Origin of the sequence: Aliiroseovarius halocynthiae (genome assembly GCF_007004645.1) — a bacterium.
Classification (GTDB): Bacteria; Pseudomonadota; Alphaproteobacteria; order Rhodobacterales; family Rhodobacteraceae; genus Aliiroseovarius; species Aliiroseovarius halocynthiae.
The window spans coordinates 555175-573806 of the sequence record NZ_ML660019.1 but is presented as its reverse complement, the minus strand read 5'-3'; the positions used below and the strand labels follow the sequence as shown (position 1 = coordinate 573806).

Genomic DNA, 18632 nt, shown 5'->3' with positions numbered 1-18632 from the left:
GGGATAAAGCGCCATGACGACCGCCATCCAACCCCGAACTCTGAAAACCCGCGCACGCCTGATCGAGGCCGCAACTGCCATTGTCGAAGACAGCAGCTTTACCGAGTTACGGGTTGAAGAAGTTGTGCGTCGTGCTGGCGTTGCCAAAGGTACGTTCTTTGCCCATTTCAAAGACAAAGACGCGCTTCTGGACCGAATGATCGGGGAAATCATCGACCAACACCTTGATCAAATTGGCGCAGGGGCCGCACCGACATCGGTGGATCAGATTATGGTCGCCCTGACACCGCTGATGACCTTCATCGGCAGCGAACGTGAGGTCTTCGGGGTCATTCTGCGCTATTCAGGCGCCACAACGGTAGAAGAAATTGGACCGATTGCTGCAACATTTGAACGCTTCGTGTTGGTGCTGTCGGATTGGTTCATCGACGGGCCGTTTCGACAAGACGCCGACCCGGCGACGCTTGCCGAAGGCGTGCAAGCCTTCATGTTCCAGGCCCTTGCTTTGAACTTCTGCGCGATAAACAATCAGCGCTCTGTCCATGACCGGTTGCGCCCCTATCTTGAACTGTGGCTTCACCCTGCCAAAGCGCTTGATCCACAGGGCTAAAGCGCCTATACACCGCCCGTCCGGCGCTCTTTCGAGTCGCACGGGCCGTTTTCCTTTGGGCTGATGCCTTTCTTCGGCAGCCATACAGCACAGGGGAACAGACAAAGAAACGACGGACTACCCTCCCGCGGGCGTGAAAAACGGACCCGGTGAAGACGCGGAGCTCTTGGACGGCACCAACTTTGCGGACCAACCGCAAGCAGATAGGAGATGATCAGATGGACCTGATCGCACAGCTAGAGGCGGAACAAGTTGCCGCCCTGGGGAAAGACATCCCCGATTTCAAAGCCGGCGACACTGTTCGCGTAGGCTTTAAGGTGACCGAAGGCTCGCGCACCCGTGTTCAGAACTATGAAGGCGTTTGCATCAGCCGTAAGAACGGCGAAGGCATTGCCGGCTCGTTCACCGTTCGTAAGATTTCCTTCGGTGAAGGCGTGGAACGTGTATTCCCGCTGCACTCGACCAATATTGACTCGATCACCGTAGTTCGTCGTGGCCGCGTACGTCGCGCCAAACTGTACTACCTGCGTTCGCGTCGTGGTAAGTCGGCACGTATCGCTGAAGACACCACATACAAAGCCAAAAAAGCTTAAGGAGCGTCGATATGAAAAAGGATCTGCATCCCGACTACCACCTGATCGACGTCAAAATGACCGACGGCACCGTCGTTCAGATGAAATCGACTTGGGGCAACGAAGGCGACACACTGGCGCTGGACATCGACCCCACGGCACACCCGGCATGGAACGGCGGCAGCACCCGTCTTCTGGACACCGGCGGTCGCGTGTCGAAGTTCAAATCGAAATACGAAGGCTTTGGCTTCTAAACCACGCCTCTTTCGAATGGAAAACGCCGCTTCAATCGAAGCGGCGTTTTTTTCAGGCCACCTGAGCCAACACAAAATGCCGCGCTATGCCATAGACATAGAGCCCAGCAAACAAGATGTTGATGTATTTTAGCTGCTTCTCAGTGCGCAGCCATGCGCAGTAGATCCAGATCAGGCAAAAGGGCAGGCTTAGGCACATTGCTGCAAGCTGCCACCCCTGCACGATTGAGATCGTGCTGGCCAGTCCAAGGCCAAACGCGATCCACTTCAACGGCTGCTCGTAAGCAGCAAACGTCATAAGCGTCATAGTCAGTCTTTCAGATAAACAGCGCCGTGAACCCGGCGTTCTGCTTTACCTGAAATACCACCGAATGGATGTCCTGACAATCAGGCGCTAGATGCAACCTTCCACTTCCCCGCTTGATCCGGCAACCATGCCTCGATTGCGGCCGTCGCCACCACATGCACCTGCCCAGCGCTATCTGTGTTCATCCCGCCCTTCACCGCGCGCACCTCGGCGCGACCACGGGGCAGTTCGGCGCGGACGACTTCCAGGTCCAGTTTCTCGGGCTCGGCGACGCCAATGGTCACCGACACGCGCATGTCTTGGTGATCCAGCCCCAACGTGGAAAACAACGTGATTGACGAATGATGCAGCGCATCCTGCACCGCACGGCACGCCGCTTTGGTATAGTCCTGACCATACAGATCGTTGCCCATCCCCATCTCAAGGATCATACGTTTCTCGCCCATCACGCGGCCTCCATCATGAAGGATACGGCAATGGCAACGTTGGCGATCACCGTCTTGCCGCCCTGCGGTTTGTCGATGTCCAGACCGCCCTGCGTCACAACGAACGAGATATTGCCATAGGGAAAATCCTTGGCCAGCCGGCTGGTATCGACCTGATCAGGCGCTTGAACGGCGATCTCGACATCCACAATCATATCGGTCTTCTCGAACCCGAACAGTTCGGCCATATTGACCGAGTTGTGCCACAGCGCATCCCGGATCGCGCGGGCGGCGGCTTCAGTATAGTCTGCGCGGCGCAGCGATGTGCCCATGCCAAACTCAACAAGTACGCGTTTCTTTTCCATCGGGTCTCCTTGGGTTCCGGGCATGCTTACCGCTGCCCATCTGTGATCATAGAGCCAGCTGAGATGTTTCTGGGCAGGCATCTGTCCAGAAACACTACCAACGTTGATTAGATGTGGAATGTCTACCCTTGAGGCTGCCGTTAGACAAAAATGAAACGCCTTCAAGAAAGAGTTATACAAATTGGTTTTGTGCCTCTTCCCCCTGCGAATGATGCGACATATAGTGGCCGAAAGATAAAAACACTCAAGATACCGGGGATAGTGGCGTGGCACATATTATTGTTGTCGGGAACGAAAAGGGCGGTGCGGGCAAGTCCACCGTGTCGATGCATGTGGCAACGTCTCTGTCGCGATTGGGGCACCGCGTGGGTGTGCTGGATTTGGATCTTCGCCAGCAAACCTTTGGCCGCTTTATCGAAAATCGCAAGATCACGATGGAACGTGAAGGCAAAGAGCTGCCCTCGCCAGAGTATCACGAGCTGCCCGAGGTCGACCCTGCGGATCTGAAAGAGGGCGAGAACCCTTATGACCGCCGTTTGGCCATGGCCATCGCATCACTGGAGAACAGTCAGGACTTCATCCTGATCGACTGCCCCGGATCGCATACCCGCCTTAGCCAAGTGGCGCATTCGTTGGCTGATACACTGATTACCCCATTGAATGACAGTTTCGTAGACTTCGACCTGCTGGCACGGACCGAGCCAACCACTGGCAAAGTAACCGGCCCCTCGGTCTATTCCGAGATGGTCTGGAACGCCCGACAACTGCGTGCAAAAGCTGGATTAAAGCCGATGGATTGGGTCGTCGTGCGCAACCGTCTGGGCGCTCAGATGATGCACAACAAGAAGAAGATGGGGGATGCGATCGAAGAGCTCTCGCGCCGCATCGGCTTCCGCGCGGCCCCTGGCTTTAACGAGCGTGTCATTTTCCGCGAGCTGTTCACCCGCGGCTTGACCCTTTTGGACCTGCGCGACATCGGTGTGATGGGGCAAATGAACATTTCCAACGTGGCCGCACGTCAGGAACTGCGCGAGCTGATGAAGGCCCTGAACCTGCCTGGTGTCGAGGTCAAGATCTGACACGGTCCCGTATTCTGCAGAATTCTCTTTTCGCTGGCATTTTCGGGGGCTAGGCTCGGCCCATGTTAAGGTATCTGATCACCCGCGCCCTGTCGCTAGGGGCCAGCCTCGTCGTGGCCTCGCTGGTGATCTTCACTATGATCGAGGTCATCCCCGGCGACCCCGCATCCTTCATGCTGGGCTTGAACGCGTCTGAAGACACCGTTGCCGCGCTACGTGATGAGCTGGGATTGAATGGGACCCTAAGCACACGCTATCTGAATTGGATTGGCGGGCTTGTGGCCGGGGATTTCGGGACATCCTATACCTATCGCGTACCTGTCGCCGAACTTGTAGTTGAGCGGCTTCAAGTCTCGCTCCCGCTCGCCATCTTTGCGCTGTTACTGTCCACGCTGATTGCCATTCCTGTTGGGTTGATCGCAGCCACACGGCGCGGCGAGATGACGGATTACACCATCATGGGCGCGACCCAGATGGGCATTGCCGTTCCAAATTTCTGGTTTGCCATGCTGCTGGTCTTGGTCTTTGCCGTGCAGCTGCGGTGGTTCTCGGCCGGCGGTTTTCCCGGCTGGGACGCGGGGATTGGCCCAGCGTTGAAATCCCTCACCCTTCCCGCCATCGCGCTGGCGCTGCCTCAAGCATCGATCCTCGCCCGCGTTATGCGCTCGTCTCTTCTGGATGTGCTGCACCAAGATTATATGCGCACCGCCCGTGCCAAGGGGTTAAGCATCGCACAGGCCACCCGTCGCCACGCGCTGCGCAATGCGTTGATCCCGGTTCTGACCATCATCGGCCTGCAATTCAGTTTCCTTCTGGCCGGCGCGATCATCATCGAGAACGTGTTCTTCCTGCCCGGCCTAGGGCGATTGATCTTTCAGGCCATCACCCAGCGCGACCTTGTAGTAGTCGAAAGCGTGGTGATGCTTTTGGTTTTCGCGGTCATCCTTGTCACCTTTCTTGTTGACGTCGCCTATGCGGTCGTGGACCCCCGGCTTAGGAGGCGCGCATGACCCGCCTCCCTGTTCAGCTTTGGATCGGCGCCGCGCTCAGCACGTCGCTGCTTGCCGCTGTGTTGATCTCGTTTCTTTGGACCCCGTATGACGTTACGACGCTGAACATTGCAGAGAAGCTGAAAGCCCCGTCGGCCAGCTATCTTCTTGGTACGGACCACTTTGGCCGAGACCTTCTGTCCATGCTGATGGAGGGCGGGCGGATCTCCATTTCGGTGGCCGTGCTGGCTGTTGGGATTGGCATGGGGCTGGGCGTTCCCTTGGGGCTGATGGCCGCCGCCAATCGCGGCAGTTGGCTGGACGAGGTCATCATGCGCGGCAATGACCTGATCTTCGCCTTCCCGTCGCTGGTCATCGCGATCCTGATCACCGCCACATTTGGTCCATCAGCCACCAACGCCATCATCGCCATCGGAATTTTCAACATCCCAGTCTTCGCCCGTGTCGCCCGTGGCGGCGCGCTGACCATCTGGACGCGAGAGTTCATTATGGCGGCGAAGGTGGCCGGAAAAGGAAAGATCCGGATCAGTGTCGAACACATTCTACCCAACATCGCCAACCTGTTGATCGTGCAGGGAACAATCCAGTTCTCGCTGGGCATTCTGGCCGAAGCGGGTCTTTCATATGTTGGCCTTGGCGCGCAGCCGCCCACGCCCAGTTGGGGCCGGATGCTGGCGGACGCACAAACCATGATCTATACCACGCCTCGCCTTGCCATCGCACCCGGACTGGCGATTGTTGCCATGGTTCTTGGGCTGAACCTGATCGGCGACGGACTGCGCGATCTTCTGGACCCACGGATCAGAAGGGCGCGCGAATGATTGATCTGCAAAACCTTTCGGTGTCGATCCACGATACGCCCATTCTGCAAGACGTGGGCCTGTCGATTGCGCCAGGCCAGGTGATCGGCTTGGTGGGCGAAAGCGGGTCGGGCAAGTCGATGACAGCGCTGGCTGTGATGGGCCTTTTGCCGCGCGGGGCAAAAGCCTCGGGCCAGATCATGTTTGATGGGCTGGACCTGAACGGGTTGGACGATGACGCGTTGTGTTCTCTGCGGGGGCGCAGGATCTCGATGATCTTTCAGGAACCGATGACCGCGCTAAATCCTGTCCAAACAATTGGTGATCAGGTCGCGGAATGCGCACGTATCCACAGGACCATCTCGCGCGACGGCGCACTGCGTCTGGCGGCCGAGAAACTGACCCGTGTTGGCCTGCCACAAGATCGCGTCCCACTGGATCGTTACCCACACGAGCTGTCGGGCGGGCAACGCCAGCGTGTCTGCATCGCCATGGCCATCGCGCTGCACCCCGACCTTTTGATCGCGGACGAACCGACCACCGCGCTGGATGTGACCACACAGGCGCAGATCCTCGATTTGTTGAAAGAACTCGTCGCGGAAGAAGGCATGGGCCTGCTTCTGATCACCCACGATCTGGCCGTGGTCGCGGGCATGGCCGATCGCGTTGCGGTCATGCGCAAAGGCAAGATCGTCGAACAGGGCGAAACCGAGATACTGTTTCGCACCATGTCACACCCCTATACGCGCCAACTGCTTGAGGCTTCCAACCACGCGCCTGCGGGCATCGCGCAGCCAAGTGCCGCTCCACTTCTGCAAGTAAACAACGCCATCCGCGACTACCCCCTGCCCCGCACACGGCTGTTGGGCCCTGCCCCGCAGTTTCGCGCGGTGGATGGCGTCAGCTTTACGCTGAACAAGGGCGAAAGCCTTGGTCTGGTGGGGGAAAGCGGCTGTGGAAAGTCTACACTCAGCCGCGCGATTTTGGGGCTTGAGGCGCTGCAAGGTGGGGACATCCTGTTGAACGGAGACCCGATCTCGCCCGACATGGACACGGCGCGACGCGCTGGACTTCAGGTCGTGTTCCAAGACCCCTATGGCAGCTTCAACCCGCGCTGGAAGGTTGAAAAACTGGTGGCCGAGCCATTCCATCTGCTGGGCGCGCGGCCCGAAGATTGGCGTGATCAGGTGCGTCAAGCGCTGGCCGAGGTCGGCTTGCCGGGTGAGGCCATGACACGCTATCCGCACGAGTTTTCCGGCGGTCAACGTCAGCGCATCGCCATTGCCCGCGCCTTGATCCTGCGCCCCGAACTGATTGTGTTGGACGAGGCCGTATCGGCGCTGGATGTCTCGATCCGCGCAGATATTCTTGACCTGCTCGCAGATTTACAGGCCAAGCACGGGCTGGCCTATCTGTTTATCAGCCACGATCTTGGCGTTGTGCGCAATGTCACCGGCCGCGTTTTGGTGATGCGCGCAGGCCAGATCGTGGAAGAAGGTGAAACGGAAACCGTGTTCACCACCCCACAACATGACTACACTCGAAACCTGATAAACGCGGCGCCGAAAATCCCGCCTGCGTGGAGGACGGCTTGAATGGACGCGCTTTGGTTTGATCCCACGGAAATCCTGATCGGCGGAGACTGGCAAAAGGCGACGGATACTTTGCCTGTCGAAGACCCCTCGACTGGCGAAAAATTCACCCGTATTGGCCGGGGCAGCGCAAAGGATGTGGACGCGGCGGTCTTAGCTGCGCGAACCGCTTTGGATGGCGATTGGGGCCGCATGACAGCGGTCGAACGTGGCCGCATCCTGACACGTATCGGCCAGCTGGTTCAGACCCGCATTGACGATCTGACGGCGCTGGAAGCCCGCGATGTCGGCAAGCCTCTGACACAGGCCAGAAACGACGCCATTGCACTGGCCCGATATATGGAATTCTACGGCGGCGCGGCGGACAAGGTGATGGGCGAGACGATCCCTTATCTAGACGGCTACACCGTCTATACCCTACGTGAACCGCATGGCGTGACGGGTCATATCGTGCCGTGGAATTACCCCATGCAGATCATCGGGCGGTCGGTCGGGGCGGCATTGGCGATGGGCAATGCCTGCGTCTTGAAACCTGCGGAAGAGGCCTGCCTGACCGCCCTCGCCTTCGCGCGATTGGCCGAGGAAGCGGGCCTACCCAAAGGCGCGCTCAACGTCGTGACGGGTCTAGGCGAGGAAGCTGGGGCCGCCCTGTCAGCGCATCCAGACGTCGATCATATCAGCTTCACCGGGTCAGTTCCGGTGGGTGGTCTGGTGCAGGCCGCGGCGGCCCAAAACGTGGTGCCCGTGACGCTAGAGCTTGGGGGCAAGTCGCCTCAACTGGTCTTTGAAGACGCCGATCTTGATGCAGCCCTGCCTTTCCTTGTCGGGGCCTGCATTCAGAACGCGGGGCAGACCTGCTCGGCCAGCTCGCGTATTTTGGTCCAGCGCAGCGTTTATGACGACTTGGTCACGCGTTTGGGGGCCGCCTATGGCGCGCTGCGGGTCGGCCCCGCAACCGCCGATTTGAATGTCGGGCCGCTGATCTCGGCCCGACAAAAAGAAATTGTCGAGGGCTTCTTGGCACAGGGCGCAGATTTGAGACGCGTCGGCCAAGGCAAGGTCACCAACGCGCCGGACGGCGGACACTATGTGGCCCCCACCCTTTTCGCCGATGTTCCACCGGATCACCCCTTGGCCCGCGACGAGATCTTCGGCCCGGTTCAGGTCATCATCCCGTTTGACACAGAAGAGGACGCCGTCCACATCGCCAACAACACCGACTATGGTTTGGTCGCCAGCATCTGGACTGCCAATGGTGCACGGCAAATGCGGCTGGCCAAACGCCTGCGCGCCGGTCAGGTCTTTATCAACAATTACGGTGCGGGCGGCGGCGTCGAATTGCCCTTCGGCGGGGTTGGCAAATCGGGCCATGGACGCGAAAAAGGGTTCGAGGCGCTTTATGGGTTCTCGCAACTGAAAACCGTCGCCGCGAAACACGACTGACAGGAGGCCCAATGGCCATCATCGAAACCTACCGCCGGGTGATCGACCCAACTGACTGTGACATGCTGGGGCATATGAACATCAGCCGCTATTTTGGCTGTGTTTCGGATGCAGGTCTGGGCTTGATGACGGCCTTCGGGCTGGGGCATGACCAGCTGACAGGCGGGCGTCGCCAAGCCTTTGCGATGGTCCATTCTGACGCCACCTATCACCGCGAGGTTCTGGCGGGCGAATGGATCTATATGCGTTCGGGGATTGCAGATGTCGGGCGTCGCTCGGCAACGTTCCAGCACTGGATGTATCGCGGGGCAGATGACACGCTCTTGTTCGATGTGACGGCGAAATGCGTATTAATGGATCTTAAGGCGCGCAAAGCCACGGTGATCGACGAGGATCTAAAAACTCAGATGCAAGCCTTTCTGGTCGAGGGCTGATCATGAGCGCCGCGTTTAAGATCTCGAACCGGCAGGCGCGGCACCTTTGGCTGTCAACGAACCTGTTGGCGGAAACGCCGACGGGAGCGTTCGATCTGCAAGACATGATCTGGCGGCTCGGTTTCGTGCAGATCGACACGATCCGAAACGTGACCCGTGCGCATAATCACATCCTGTGGAGCCGCAACCAGAACGTCCGCGAGGGCGCGATTTGGAAGCAGCTTTCGGATCGCACAATCTTCGAACATTTCACCCATGATGCCAGCTTGATCGACATACGTGTCTTGCCATACTGGACGCGGCAGTTTGACCGTCTGGGCGCACATGTTGGGCGCAGCGAGTGGTATCAGTCTGGCCTTGCCAAGGCGCAAATCACCGAGATCCGGGATCGCATCGAACGCGAAGGTGCCTTGTCCACCCATGCCTTCGACACCAAGGTCGAAAAGCGCGAGATGTGGGCGCGACCTCCGCATAAAAAAGCGTTGGATCAGATGTGGTATGCAGGCGAGCTTGCCACCTGCCACCGAAAGAATTTCGTGAAGTTCTATGATCTGGGGAAGCGGGTCTTCCCCACCCATGATCCAATACCGGACTCGGATGCCGTTGATTGGCTGTGCAGCGCCGCGCTGGATCGGTTATCCTTTGGTACGACGGGCGAAATTGGACGCTTCTGGGACGCGATGCGTGCGCACGAGGCAAAGGCGTGGTGCGAGCATGCCGACCTGATTCCGGTTCAGATCGAAACCGCGGACGGGAACATCTATGCCGCGCTCGCCCCACAGGATATCGAGGTGCGCCTCGAAACCCTGCCAGCCCCAACAACGCGCCTGCGCATTCTCAACCCATTTGACCCCGCCATCCGCGACCGCGCGCGGCTTGAGAAGCTGTTTGGCTTTGATTACCGAAACGAAATGTTCGTACCGAAAGCCAAACGGCGCTGGGGTTACTATGTCTATCCGCTGCTGGAGGGCGACCGTTTCGTCGGCCGGATCGAGTTGAAAGCGGATCGCAAAAGTGGCGACTTGTCCGTCATCGGTTTTTGGCCCGAATCCGGCACCCGCTGGGGCGCGGCACGCCACGCAAAACTTGACGCTGAATTGACTCGATTTGCGCGATTTGCAGGGCTGACCAACACCACTTGGCACACCCCGCGCAGCTGACTTGCACATCGATCCGATTGGGCGCAAGCTGCCCGTAAAATCAGGAGGTGACCATGCGGCTTCAGGACAAAACAGCCATCATCACAGGCGGCGCGTCAGGCTTTGGTGCTGGCATCGTGCGCAAATTCGCAGCCGAGGGCGCCCGCGTCATGGTTGCCGATCTGAATGACGAACTGGCCCGCGCGGTCGCTGCTGACATCGAAGGCGTGGCACATCATGTCGATGTCTCGTCCGGGGACAGCGTTGCCCAGATGGCACGCGCCGCGCACGAGCTGTGGGGCCATGTGGACATCGTGGTGAACAATGCGGGCATCACCCACCTGCCCAAACCGATGGAAGAGGTCGATGAGGGTGAATTTGACCGCGTGTTGGCTGTGAATGCCAAATCCGTTTACCTAACCGCCCGCTATTTCGTACCGGGCATGAAGGCCGCTGGCACCGGGGCCGTGTTGAACGTCGCCTCGACGGCTGGCCTCAGTCCGCGCCCGAACCTGAATTGGTACAACGCCTCAAAAGGCTGGATGATCACTGCGACCAAGACCATGGCCGTCGAACTGGCCCCGCATGGCGTCCGCGTGAACGCGATCTGCCCGGTTGCTGGGGAAACTCCGCTGTTGTCCAGCTTCATGGGGGAAGACACGCCCGAGATGCGCGAAAAGTTCGTGTCGACCATTCCGATCGGGCGCTTCTCGACCCCCGAGGATATGGGGAATGCGGCATGTTTCCTTTGCTCCGACGAAGCGTCGATGGTGACGGGCGTGGCAATGGAAGTCGACGGCGGGCGTTGTATTTAAGGCGGCGGCAAAATTCCGCTGCTGACCGCAATGGGAAAGCTAAAACGCCCTGCCCAACGTTGATTTTTCTCAAACGCTTACACATCTCAATCACGACATCTCTGAGAACGCGCATCATCGAGGATGAAAATATGAAACGTGTCTATGCAGCGACCGCAATCGCAATTTGCGCCGCATCTGGTGCACTTGCACAAACCTATGAAAACCCGAACTATACTTCCTATCCCGAACCTTCGTTGATCCAGCGAGATCTTGGGGAATTCGGGCTTATCGTGCGACGCAACTATGACAAGTTCATCGCCTACAAGACCCCGAATGGTGGCACCGTCCCACTTCTGGCGACAGATGATGTCTCGGACGAGCAATTGTTGCGCGCGTATAACATTCTGGACTTTTATCTGACTGATGTTCCCGGCTCTCGCTATGGTGCAGACAAAACTGCTGTTGCAAACACCATGGCCGAAAACGGTGCGCAAATGGTCCTGCCCGGCGGCGCCGACGGCAGCAGCCCGATTTGGGGCTGGGCATTGGTCGGCCAACCCCTTTACGAACTTGAATTCCCCGTCGAAGGATCCCTGCCCTATCTGACCAATGACTACGAGCAGCGAGACGCCGGTTTCGAAGAAATCTTCCACATGGTCCATGACTATGGCATCGGAACCCGCAACACAGATGGCGCACTGAAAGATACGTTCCAGGTGGAGGCCGCCAAGGCCACTGCGGACGCAATGGAAAGCGGTGTGTGGGGAAGCACCGAACGCATGCCCGACATCGCGGGCTGGATCAAAGAGCTGGGCGCTGAAGGCAGTCTGCAGCAAGAATACCTCGCTGCCATTTTGGACAGCTATTATGGCTATTGGGCAGGCTGGACGGACGGCCAATATGGCATGTGGGGGATTTACGAGCCGAAGACGCGCGCGGATGTCCGCAAGCTGGACCCGCAGGGCACCGCACTGGTCGAAAGCTTCCTGCCCGACATGATCACTTATATGGCCCGGATCGACCCGAGTTTCAGCGGCACCTTCGACATGAGCCTGAACTCTGACCAGCCCTATACGCATAAATCGCAATATCTGCTGAACGCGCGACTTCTGGGCGATCTGCCCTCTGGCCTGTCAGGCAATGACCACGACAACATCCTGATCGGCAATGCAGGCGACAATATGATCGACGGGCAGGCCGGACAGGATGTGGTGCAGTTCGACATGGCATCGTCACAAGTGACCGTAAGCAAAAACGCCGCGGGTGTTCAGGTCAGTGGTGACGGAATTGGAACTGATACGTTGCGCAACATAGAAATCCTGCGCTTCCATGATCGCGACATTGCGGTGGACCAGCTATAGGCCGACCCCAATGACCCGCGTTTAAGTTGATCCTTCTGTTGCACGCCACATCGCGTTAGAAATTGGTAAGCAACGGAAGGACCGCCCATGAAACCGGGATCCCGAAATCTGATCACAGACGTCGCAGGGCTGCGTGTTGGCAATGCTGACGATCCGGTCATCAAGACCGGCGCCACAGTCTTGGTGGGCGATGCGCCCTTTACCACAGGTGTCCATGTCATGGGCGGTGCCCCCGGCACGCGCGAGACGGATCTGCTGGCCCCGGACAAACTGGTGCAACAGGTGGACGCCTTAGTGTTGTCCGGCGGGTCTGCCTTCGGGCTGGACGCCGCGTCAGGTGTCGCGGATGCGTTGCGCGAAGAAGGGCGCGGGTTTCAGGTGGGCGACCAACACGTGCCCATCGTTTCCGGAGCCATCCTGTTTGACCTTCTGAATGGTGGCGACAAGGGTTGGGCCCAGAACCCCTATAAGGGGTTTGGGCGCGCAGCCTATTCGTCGGCATCGACCGAATTCATGATTGGCAGTCATGGCGCCGGGTTTGGCGCAACCACTGCAGGCCTGAAAGGCGGGCTTGGATCGGCGTCTTTGGTTTTGGACAATGGCGTTACAGTGGGGGCTTTGGTCGCCGTTAACGCGCTGGGGTCTGTTACGATGGGCGACGGCGCCGCGTTCTGGGCCGCCCCGTGGGAGATGGACGGCGAATTCGGCGCGCGCGGGATGGGGCAGCATAATCCAGGGCTTGAACCGCGCCCCGAAGCGCAGTTGGGCGAAAACACCACAATCGCCATCATCGCCACCGATGCTGATCTGGATCAGGCGCAATGCACACGGCTTGCCACCGCTGCCCATGACGGCATGGCCCGCGCCATCCACCCCAGCCACACACCGTTTGACGGCGATCTGATCTTTGCAGCCTCTACGGGAAAAATGACCCTATCCGATCCCGGCTTTGATGCGTTAAGACTAGGCCATGCGGCGGCCACATGCTTGGCGCGTGCCATTGCACGCGGCGTCCACGCTGCGCGCCCTTATCCAGGGGACAATTTGCCCACATGGGCGCAAAAATTTTCATGAAGGGCCCGATGCCCAATTTCAATAAGGAGGGACGCATGTCCTATTTACGCAGTCTGGCCCTGGCAGCCACGCTTCTAACCCCAGGTTTCGCACATGCGGATGAGGTGTCCGACACCCTGAAATCCGCCCTGACAGCCTATGAAGAAGGCGATCTGTCTTACGCGCTGGAAGAATTGGAATTTGCCAAACAGTTGATGCAGGAAATGAAGACCGCCGATTTGGCGAAATTCCTGCCAGAGGCCCCTGAAGGCTGGACGCGCGAAGTCTCGACCGAAGTCAGCGCAGGCATGGCGATCTTTGGCGGCGGTGCGGGGTCCGAAGCAACCTATAGCGATGGGTCCGAAAGCTTTACGATTACTATCATGGCAGACAACCCGATGGTGGGGGCATTGTCGGGCATGATGCAGAATGCCGGCCTCATGGGTATGAAATTGGAACGTGTGGGGCGGATGAAGTACCTGAACCAAGATGGAGAGCTGTCAGGCATCGTCGACGGGCGCATCTTGATCCAGGCAAAAGGCACATCGATCGAAACCATGAAGACCATCCTGACAGAAATCGATCATCGCGCACTGGAAGATTTCGGGCGCTGATTCCTGCACGGGACAGTATTGAGGCGGGCAATATCGGTGCCCGCCTTTCCGTTTTCGGAAGAATCTTGCACAGCCAAGACACTCCGGCATCCTCAAATTGAAAAAATGATCAAATTCCCTCACCAATCGGGATGAATTTCGCTTGTCATTGCGCTATCCCAGATTTGACGCAGGGATGAAAGACTCCGCAAATTATTGCCTTGTTAACTAATGGGCAATCATGCACTGATCTACCTGCAAGACACGACATGGGAGACACGAACATGGCCGCAAATGCCACCGAGCTGAAGAAGCTTCTGAAAGATCCGTCGCTGGTCGAAACCCGCGCCTATGTGAATGGCGAATGGATTGATGCCGATGATGGGGCCACCTTTGATGTGGTTAATCCCGCACGCGGTGACGTCATCGCACAGGTGGCTGATCTGTCACGCACCGAAGTGGCCCGCGCCATCGAAGTGGCAGACAAAGCTGGCCGTGAATGGGCCAAGCGCACCGCCAAAGACCGCGCCAATGTCATGCGCAAATGGTTCAATCTGATGATGGAAAATCAGGGCGATCTGGCCATTATCCTGACTGCCGAGATGGGCAAGCCTTTGCCCGAAGCCATGGGCGAGATCGCCTATGGCGCAAGCTTCATTGAATGGTTCGGCGAAGAAGCCAAACGTATCTATGGCGAAACCATTCCCGGTCACCAGCCCGACAAACGCTTGATGGTGATCCGTCAGCCAATCGGTGTTGTGGCCTCGATCACCCCGTGGAACTTCCCCAACGCGATGATCACACGCAAATGCGGCCCCGCCATTGCCGCAGGATGTGGTTTTGTCGGACGCCCGGCAGAGCTGACCCCGCTGTCGGCCACCGCCCTTGCGGTTCTGGCTGAACGTGCGGGCGTACCTGCTGGCGTGTTCAACATCGTACCCAGCTCGCGCAGCTCGGACATCGGCAAAGAATTCTGCGAGAACCCGTTGGTGCGCAAACTGACCTTCACCGGGTCAACCAATGTGGGTCGTATCCTGCTGCGTCAGGCTGCTGATCAGGTTCTGAAATGCTCGATGGAGCTGGGTGGCAACGCGCCATTCATCGTCTTTGACGACGCCGATCTGGACGCCGCCGTGGAAGGCGCCATCGCCTGTAAGTTCCGCAATAACGGCCAGACCTGCGTCTGCGCCAACCGGATCTATGTGCAGGAAGGTGTCTATGACGAATTCGCCAAACGCTTTGCCAAGGCAGTGTCCGCCCTGCCCGTGGGCGACGGTCTGAACGAAGGCATCGCTCTTGGCCCGCTGATTTCGCCCGCTGCTGTTCAGAAAGTGCGCGAACATGTGGCGGACGCGACGTCGAAAGGCGGCGAAGTGATCCTTGGCGGGAAAGAGCACGAAAAAGGCGGTCTGTTCTTTGAACCCACCATCATCAAAAACGCCACACGCGACATGGACGTCGCCACGGACGAGACCTTCGGCCCGATGGCACCCTTGTTCAAGTTCAAAGACGAAGACGACGTGATCACGCAAGCCAATGACACGATCTTTGGTCTGGCATCGTATTTCTATGCCAACAACCTAAGCCGCGTTTACAAAGTGGCCGAGGCGCTGGAATATGGCATCGTTGGTGTGAACACTGGTATCATCTCGACCGAGACCGCACCGTTCGGCGGCGTGAAACAGTCAGGCCTCGGCCGCGAAGGTTCGCGCCACGGGATCGAGGATTTCCTTGAAATGAAGTATATCTGCATGTCGGTCTGATCGGATCCACAGTCAAAACGAAGGGAGGGGGCCACCCCTCCCTTTTTGCGCTTCAGATGTCATGCATCTTTAACAAATCTGTTAAATTTACTTTACGTCAAGCGCGATGATGTCCGGGACCAATTTAACAGGAGCGTCCCATGCTGCATCGCACCCTTTGCCTGACCTCTATTCTTGCGCTGAGCGCAGGAGCTGCACAGGCCGAGATGAATTTCAACCGCATTGCCTCTTTCCCAGTCGTCAAAAACATGGCTGAAGGTGAAGACAGCAAGCGCGAAACCAGCCCCGAGATTATTGACGTCACCGCAGACGGCATGACGCTGGTTTATACCGACAGCCCACTGGGTGTTTTGGGCCGCATCGACATCACTGACGCCGCCAACCCCAAGCCCTTGGGCAACATCGCCCTTCCGGGCGAGCCGACCTCGGTCGCTGTGATTGGCCAGACCGCGTTTGTTGGCGTGAACACCTCGGAAAGCTACACTGCTCCGTCGGGCAAACTGAACGCCATCGATGTGGTGACCGGTAAAGTACTGGCATCTTGCGATTTGGGTGGACAGCCCGACAGCGTGGCCAAGGCCCAGGACGGCAGCTTCATCGCGGTTGCCATCGAGAACGAGCGTGACGAAGATCTGAATGACGGCATCATCCCGCAGGGCCCCGCAGGCGATCTTGTTCTGGCCGCTCTGAACGACGGCAAGCTGGACTGTGGCGGCATCACCCGCGTTGACCTGACCGGTCTGGCGGAAGTTGCCCCCTCGGATCCCGAACCTGAATATGTCGACATCAACGCCGAGGGCGAAATCGTCATCACGATGCAAGAAAACAACCACATCGCGGTTGTTTCGAAGGACGGCGAGCTGCTCAGCCACTTCTCAGCCGGGGCCGTGGATCTGGAAGGCATCGACGCCACAGACGAACGCGGCGCGTTGATCTTTACCGAAAGCCAGCAGGGCCGAAAACGCGAGCCCGACGCAGTAAAATGGCTGGACAAAGACCACTTCGCCACCGCCAACGAAGGCGACTATGAAGGCGGATCGCGCGGCTGGACGATCTTTCATCAGGACGGCACCGTCGTCTATGAAAGTGGCGCGTCGTTCGAGCACGCGATTGTGCAAATCGGCCACTATCCGGATAAGCGGTCGGATAGCAAAGGCGTTGAACCGGAAAGCGTGACTGCCGCCACATATGGCGACATGGACCTGGCCTTTGTTGGATCGGAACGCGGCTCGGTCGTTGGGGTCTATGACGTCGCGGACCTTACCAACCCCGTTCTGAAACAGTTGCTACCTTCGGGCGTGGGTCCAGAGGGTTACGTGACCATCCCCGGGCGCAACCTGTTGGTATCGGCCAACGAAAAAGATCTGATCGACGACAAGGGCGCCCGTGCCCATGTCATGATCTATGAACTTCAGGACGCCCCCGCCAGCTATCCAATGCTGACTTCGGACGGCGCGGACGAGCTGATCGGCTGGGGCGCAATCTCGGGCATGGTGGCGGATGAAGGCGGTATCGTCTGGGCCGTCTCGGACAGCTTCTATGGCTTTCAGCCCTCAATCTTCAAGATCGACACGAACGCCACCCCCGCCCGCATCACCGACGTGATCCGCATCACCCGCAACGGCGCACCCGCGCAGAAGCTGGACCTAGAGGGCATCACGCTGGACGGCAAGGGTGGCTTCTATGTCGCCTCGGAAGGCCGCACCGAGCGCCTGATCCCGCACGCGATCTATCACGTGAAGGCCGATGGCTCGATCAAGAACCTGAAGGGCGAGATCGGCATCCCGCCGGAACTGGCCGCGGTCGAGAAACGCTTTGGCTTTGAAGGCATCACCAAGGTGGACAACACCCTGTGGATGGCCGTGCAGCGCGAATGGAAAGACGACCCGAAGAACCACGTGAAACTGGTTGCCTATAACCTTGAGACCAAGGAATGGGGCGCCGTGCACTATCCGAAAGCCGAGCCCGACACCGGTTGGGTTGGCCTGTCGGAAATCGTGGCCCACGGTGATTATTTCTACGTGATCGAGCGTGACAACCAGCACGACCACCGCGCCGTGACCAAAAAGATCTATCGCATCCCGGCCGCCGACATGGTGCCTGCGCCGCTGGGTGGTGACCTGCCGGTTGTGACGAAAGAGGAAGTGCGCGACCTGCTGCCCGACCTGACCGCCACCGGAGGCTACGTTCTGGACAAGGTCGAAGGTCTGGCCATCGCGGCTGACGGCACTGCTTGGGTGTCGACCGACAATGACGGTGTCGACGACCACTCGGGCGAGACGATGTTTTTCAACATCGGCAAAATTGATGACGCCGTGGTGAACTGATCGTCAATCACCTAGAACCAGCAAGAGGGAGCTTCGGCTCCCTCTTTTCCTTTAAGGATCAACCCCCTTTGAACCGCGACCTCGTCTTGGCCAGATCAACTCAATTACCGCTGCAACGCCAAAGGGATAAACAAGAACGGTCAGGATCATAGCCCATCGTGGAGACACGCCCAGCGTGTACAGCAGATAGTCAATGCTGAAAGGCGCGATCACGTGAAGCAGGTCAAGCGCCAATAGGGGGAGAGTAATGAATACCACGGCGGTGCCAACCACTGTGTCCCGCCAGCCTCGATACTCGTAGGGATCTGTGCTCAATTTTAGTGACCTAACTCAAACATTTTGCGAACGCTCATAGCACAAATAGTCATCGTTGGCTCCCAAGCAAGCCTAACGTCATAAGCGCGATCCACTTGACCCTCCCCTTCCCCCACCCTACGGTCCCCATCGCTGCCCCAGCCGGGGTGGTGACATTCTCAGGGCGGGGTGGAATTCCCCACCGGCGGTAAGTTTTTTGCGGGATCATTTTCATGTGTCTCGCACAAAAACAAAGCCCGCGAGCGCTTCGTGTTTCTGGCGAAACACTTGGGACAGCAGATCTGGTGCAACTCCAGAGCCGACGGTTAAAGTCCGGATGGAAGAGAATGGGTTGGGGTGCGCGGGATCCGTGTGCCCTGTCCTTCTGCCTTGGGTCATTGCGTAAGGAAGAAA

Annotated in this window: 20 protein-coding genes and 1 riboswitch; of the genes, 16 read left to right on the top strand and 4 right to left on the bottom strand. The window is 58.3% G+C overall.

The genetic code is table 11. The features are described 5' to 3' along the window. Positions 1-13: 13 nt before the first annotated feature. From FIL88_RS02925 to rpmE, 3 genes are all read left to right on the top strand, one after another. Complete coding sequence (locus tag FIL88_RS02925) at positions 14-610, top strand: TetR/AcrR family transcriptional regulator (RefSeq protein ID WP_142852307.1); 597 nt, start codon at positions 14-16, stop codon at positions 608-610. A 218-nt stretch (positions 611-828) separates the two neighbouring features. Next, positions 829-1203 carry a 50S ribosomal protein L19 gene (gene rplS / locus FIL88_RS02920; protein ID WP_142852306.1) on the top strand — a complete coding sequence of 125 codons (375 nt, stop codon included), beginning with the start codon at positions 829-831 and terminating at the stop codon, positions 1201-1203. Positions 1204-1214: 11 nt separating this feature from the next. Then, positions 1215-1436 (top strand): 50S ribosomal protein L31, encoded by a 222-nt coding sequence (rpmE, locus tag FIL88_RS02915; RefSeq protein ID WP_142852305.1) that lies wholly within the window; start codon positions 1215-1217, stop codon positions 1434-1436. 52 nt (positions 1437-1488) lie between these two features. Here the strand turns inward: rpmE and FIL88_RS02910 are convergent, their stop codons facing one another. The 3 genes from FIL88_RS02910 to FIL88_RS02900 all read right to left on the bottom strand — a co-directional run bounded on the left by FIL88_RS02910 (position 1489) and on the right by FIL88_RS02900 (position 2533). Next, positions 1489-1743 (bottom strand): peptidase, encoded by a 255-nt coding sequence (locus FIL88_RS02910; protein ID WP_185960821.1) that lies wholly within the window; start codon positions 1741-1743, stop codon positions 1489-1491. 80 nt (positions 1744-1823) lie between these two features. Then, on the bottom strand, positions 1824-2189 hold the full coding sequence (locus tag FIL88_RS02905; RefSeq protein WP_142852304.1) for a Lin0512 family protein: 366 nt from the start codon (positions 2187-2189) through the stop codon (positions 1824-1826). Beyond that, positions 2189-2533, bottom strand: coding sequence for a Lin0512 family protein (locus FIL88_RS02900; protein WP_142852303.1), 345 nt, complete (start codon positions 2531-2533; stop codon positions 2189-2191). The genes FIL88_RS02905 and FIL88_RS02900 overlap by 1 nt, the downstream gene beginning before the upstream one ends. Positions 2534-2799: 266 nt before the next feature. Between FIL88_RS02900 and FIL88_RS02895 the strand changes: the two genes are divergently transcribed. The 13 genes from FIL88_RS02895 to FIL88_RS02835 all read left to right on the top strand — a co-directional run bounded on the left by FIL88_RS02895 (position 2800) and on the right by FIL88_RS02835 (position 17924). Further along, positions 2800-3612, top strand: a complete 813-nt coding sequence (locus FIL88_RS02895) for a division plane positioning ATPase MipZ (RefSeq protein WP_142852302.1) — start codon at positions 2800-2802, stop codon at positions 3610-3612. A 62-nt stretch (positions 3613-3674) separates the two neighbouring features. Beyond that, positions 3675-4622, top strand: coding sequence for an ABC transporter permease (locus FIL88_RS02890; protein ID WP_142852301.1), 948 nt, complete (start codon positions 3675-3677; stop codon positions 4620-4622). Continuing rightward, positions 4619-5443: an ABC transporter permease gene (locus tag FIL88_RS02885; protein WP_142852300.1), complete on the top strand. Its 825-nt coding sequence runs from the start codon at positions 4619-4621 to the stop codon at positions 5441-5443. The genes FIL88_RS02890 and FIL88_RS02885 overlap by 4 nt, the downstream gene beginning before the upstream one ends. Further along, the gene (locus tag FIL88_RS02880; RefSeq protein WP_142852299.1) at positions 5440-7017 is read left to right on the top strand and encodes an ABC transporter ATP-binding protein; all 1578 of its coding nucleotides are present in this window, start codon (positions 5440-5442) and stop codon (positions 7015-7017) included. The genes FIL88_RS02885 and FIL88_RS02880 overlap by 4 nt, the downstream gene beginning before the upstream one ends. Then, complete coding sequence (locus FIL88_RS02875) at positions 7018-8457, top strand: aldehyde dehydrogenase family protein (protein WP_142852298.1); 1440 nt, start codon at positions 7018-7020, stop codon at positions 8455-8457. Positions 8458-8468: 11 nt separating this feature from the next. Next, positions 8469-8891 (top strand): acyl-CoA thioesterase, encoded by a 423-nt coding sequence (locus FIL88_RS02870; protein WP_142852297.1) that lies wholly within the window; start codon positions 8469-8471, stop codon positions 8889-8891. A gap of 2 nt (positions 8892-8893) precedes the next feature. Continuing rightward, on the top strand, positions 8894-10051 hold the full coding sequence (locus FIL88_RS02865) for a winged helix-turn-helix domain-containing protein (RefSeq protein WP_142852296.1): 1158 nt from the start codon (positions 8894-8896) through the stop codon (positions 10049-10051). Positions 10052-10104: 53 nt separating this feature from the next. Beyond that, entirely contained in the window at positions 10105-10845 is a 741-nt protein-coding gene (locus FIL88_RS02860; RefSeq protein ID WP_142852295.1) for an SDR family oxidoreductase, read from the top strand. Between the two features lie 131 nt (positions 10846-10976). After that, positions 10977-12188, top strand: coding sequence for a hypothetical protein (locus FIL88_RS02855; protein ID WP_142852294.1), 1212 nt, complete (start codon positions 10977-10979; stop codon positions 12186-12188). Positions 12189-12275: 87 nt separating this feature from the next. Beyond that, on the top strand, positions 12276-13262 hold the full coding sequence (locus tag FIL88_RS02850; RefSeq protein WP_142852293.1) for a P1 family peptidase: 987 nt from the start codon (positions 12276-12278) through the stop codon (positions 13260-13262). A 35-nt stretch (positions 13263-13297) separates the two neighbouring features. After that, positions 13298-13855 carry a hypothetical protein gene (locus FIL88_RS02845; RefSeq protein WP_142852292.1) on the top strand — a complete coding sequence of 186 codons (558 nt, stop codon included), beginning with the start codon at positions 13298-13300 and terminating at the stop codon, positions 13853-13855. A gap of 248 nt (positions 13856-14103) precedes the next feature. Beyond that, complete coding sequence (locus FIL88_RS02840; protein WP_407642316.1) at positions 14104-15597, top strand: NAD-dependent succinate-semialdehyde dehydrogenase; 1494 nt, start codon at positions 14104-14106, stop codon at positions 15595-15597. 140 nt (positions 15598-15737) lie between these two features. Continuing rightward, positions 15738-17924 (top strand): esterase-like activity of phytase family protein, encoded by a 2187-nt coding sequence (locus FIL88_RS02835; protein ID WP_142852291.1) that lies wholly within the window; start codon positions 15738-15740, stop codon positions 17922-17924. 51 nt (positions 17925-17975) lie between these two features. Here FIL88_RS02835 and FIL88_RS02830 read toward each other — a convergent pair whose 3' ends face one another. Beyond that, complete coding sequence (locus FIL88_RS02830) at positions 17976-18239, bottom strand: hypothetical protein (RefSeq protein WP_142852290.1); 264 nt, start codon at positions 18237-18239, stop codon at positions 17976-17978. A gap of 150 nt (positions 18240-18389) precedes the next feature. After that, positions 18390-18571, top strand: a riboswitch (FMN riboswitch). Positions 18572-18632: the final 61 nt, after the last annotated feature.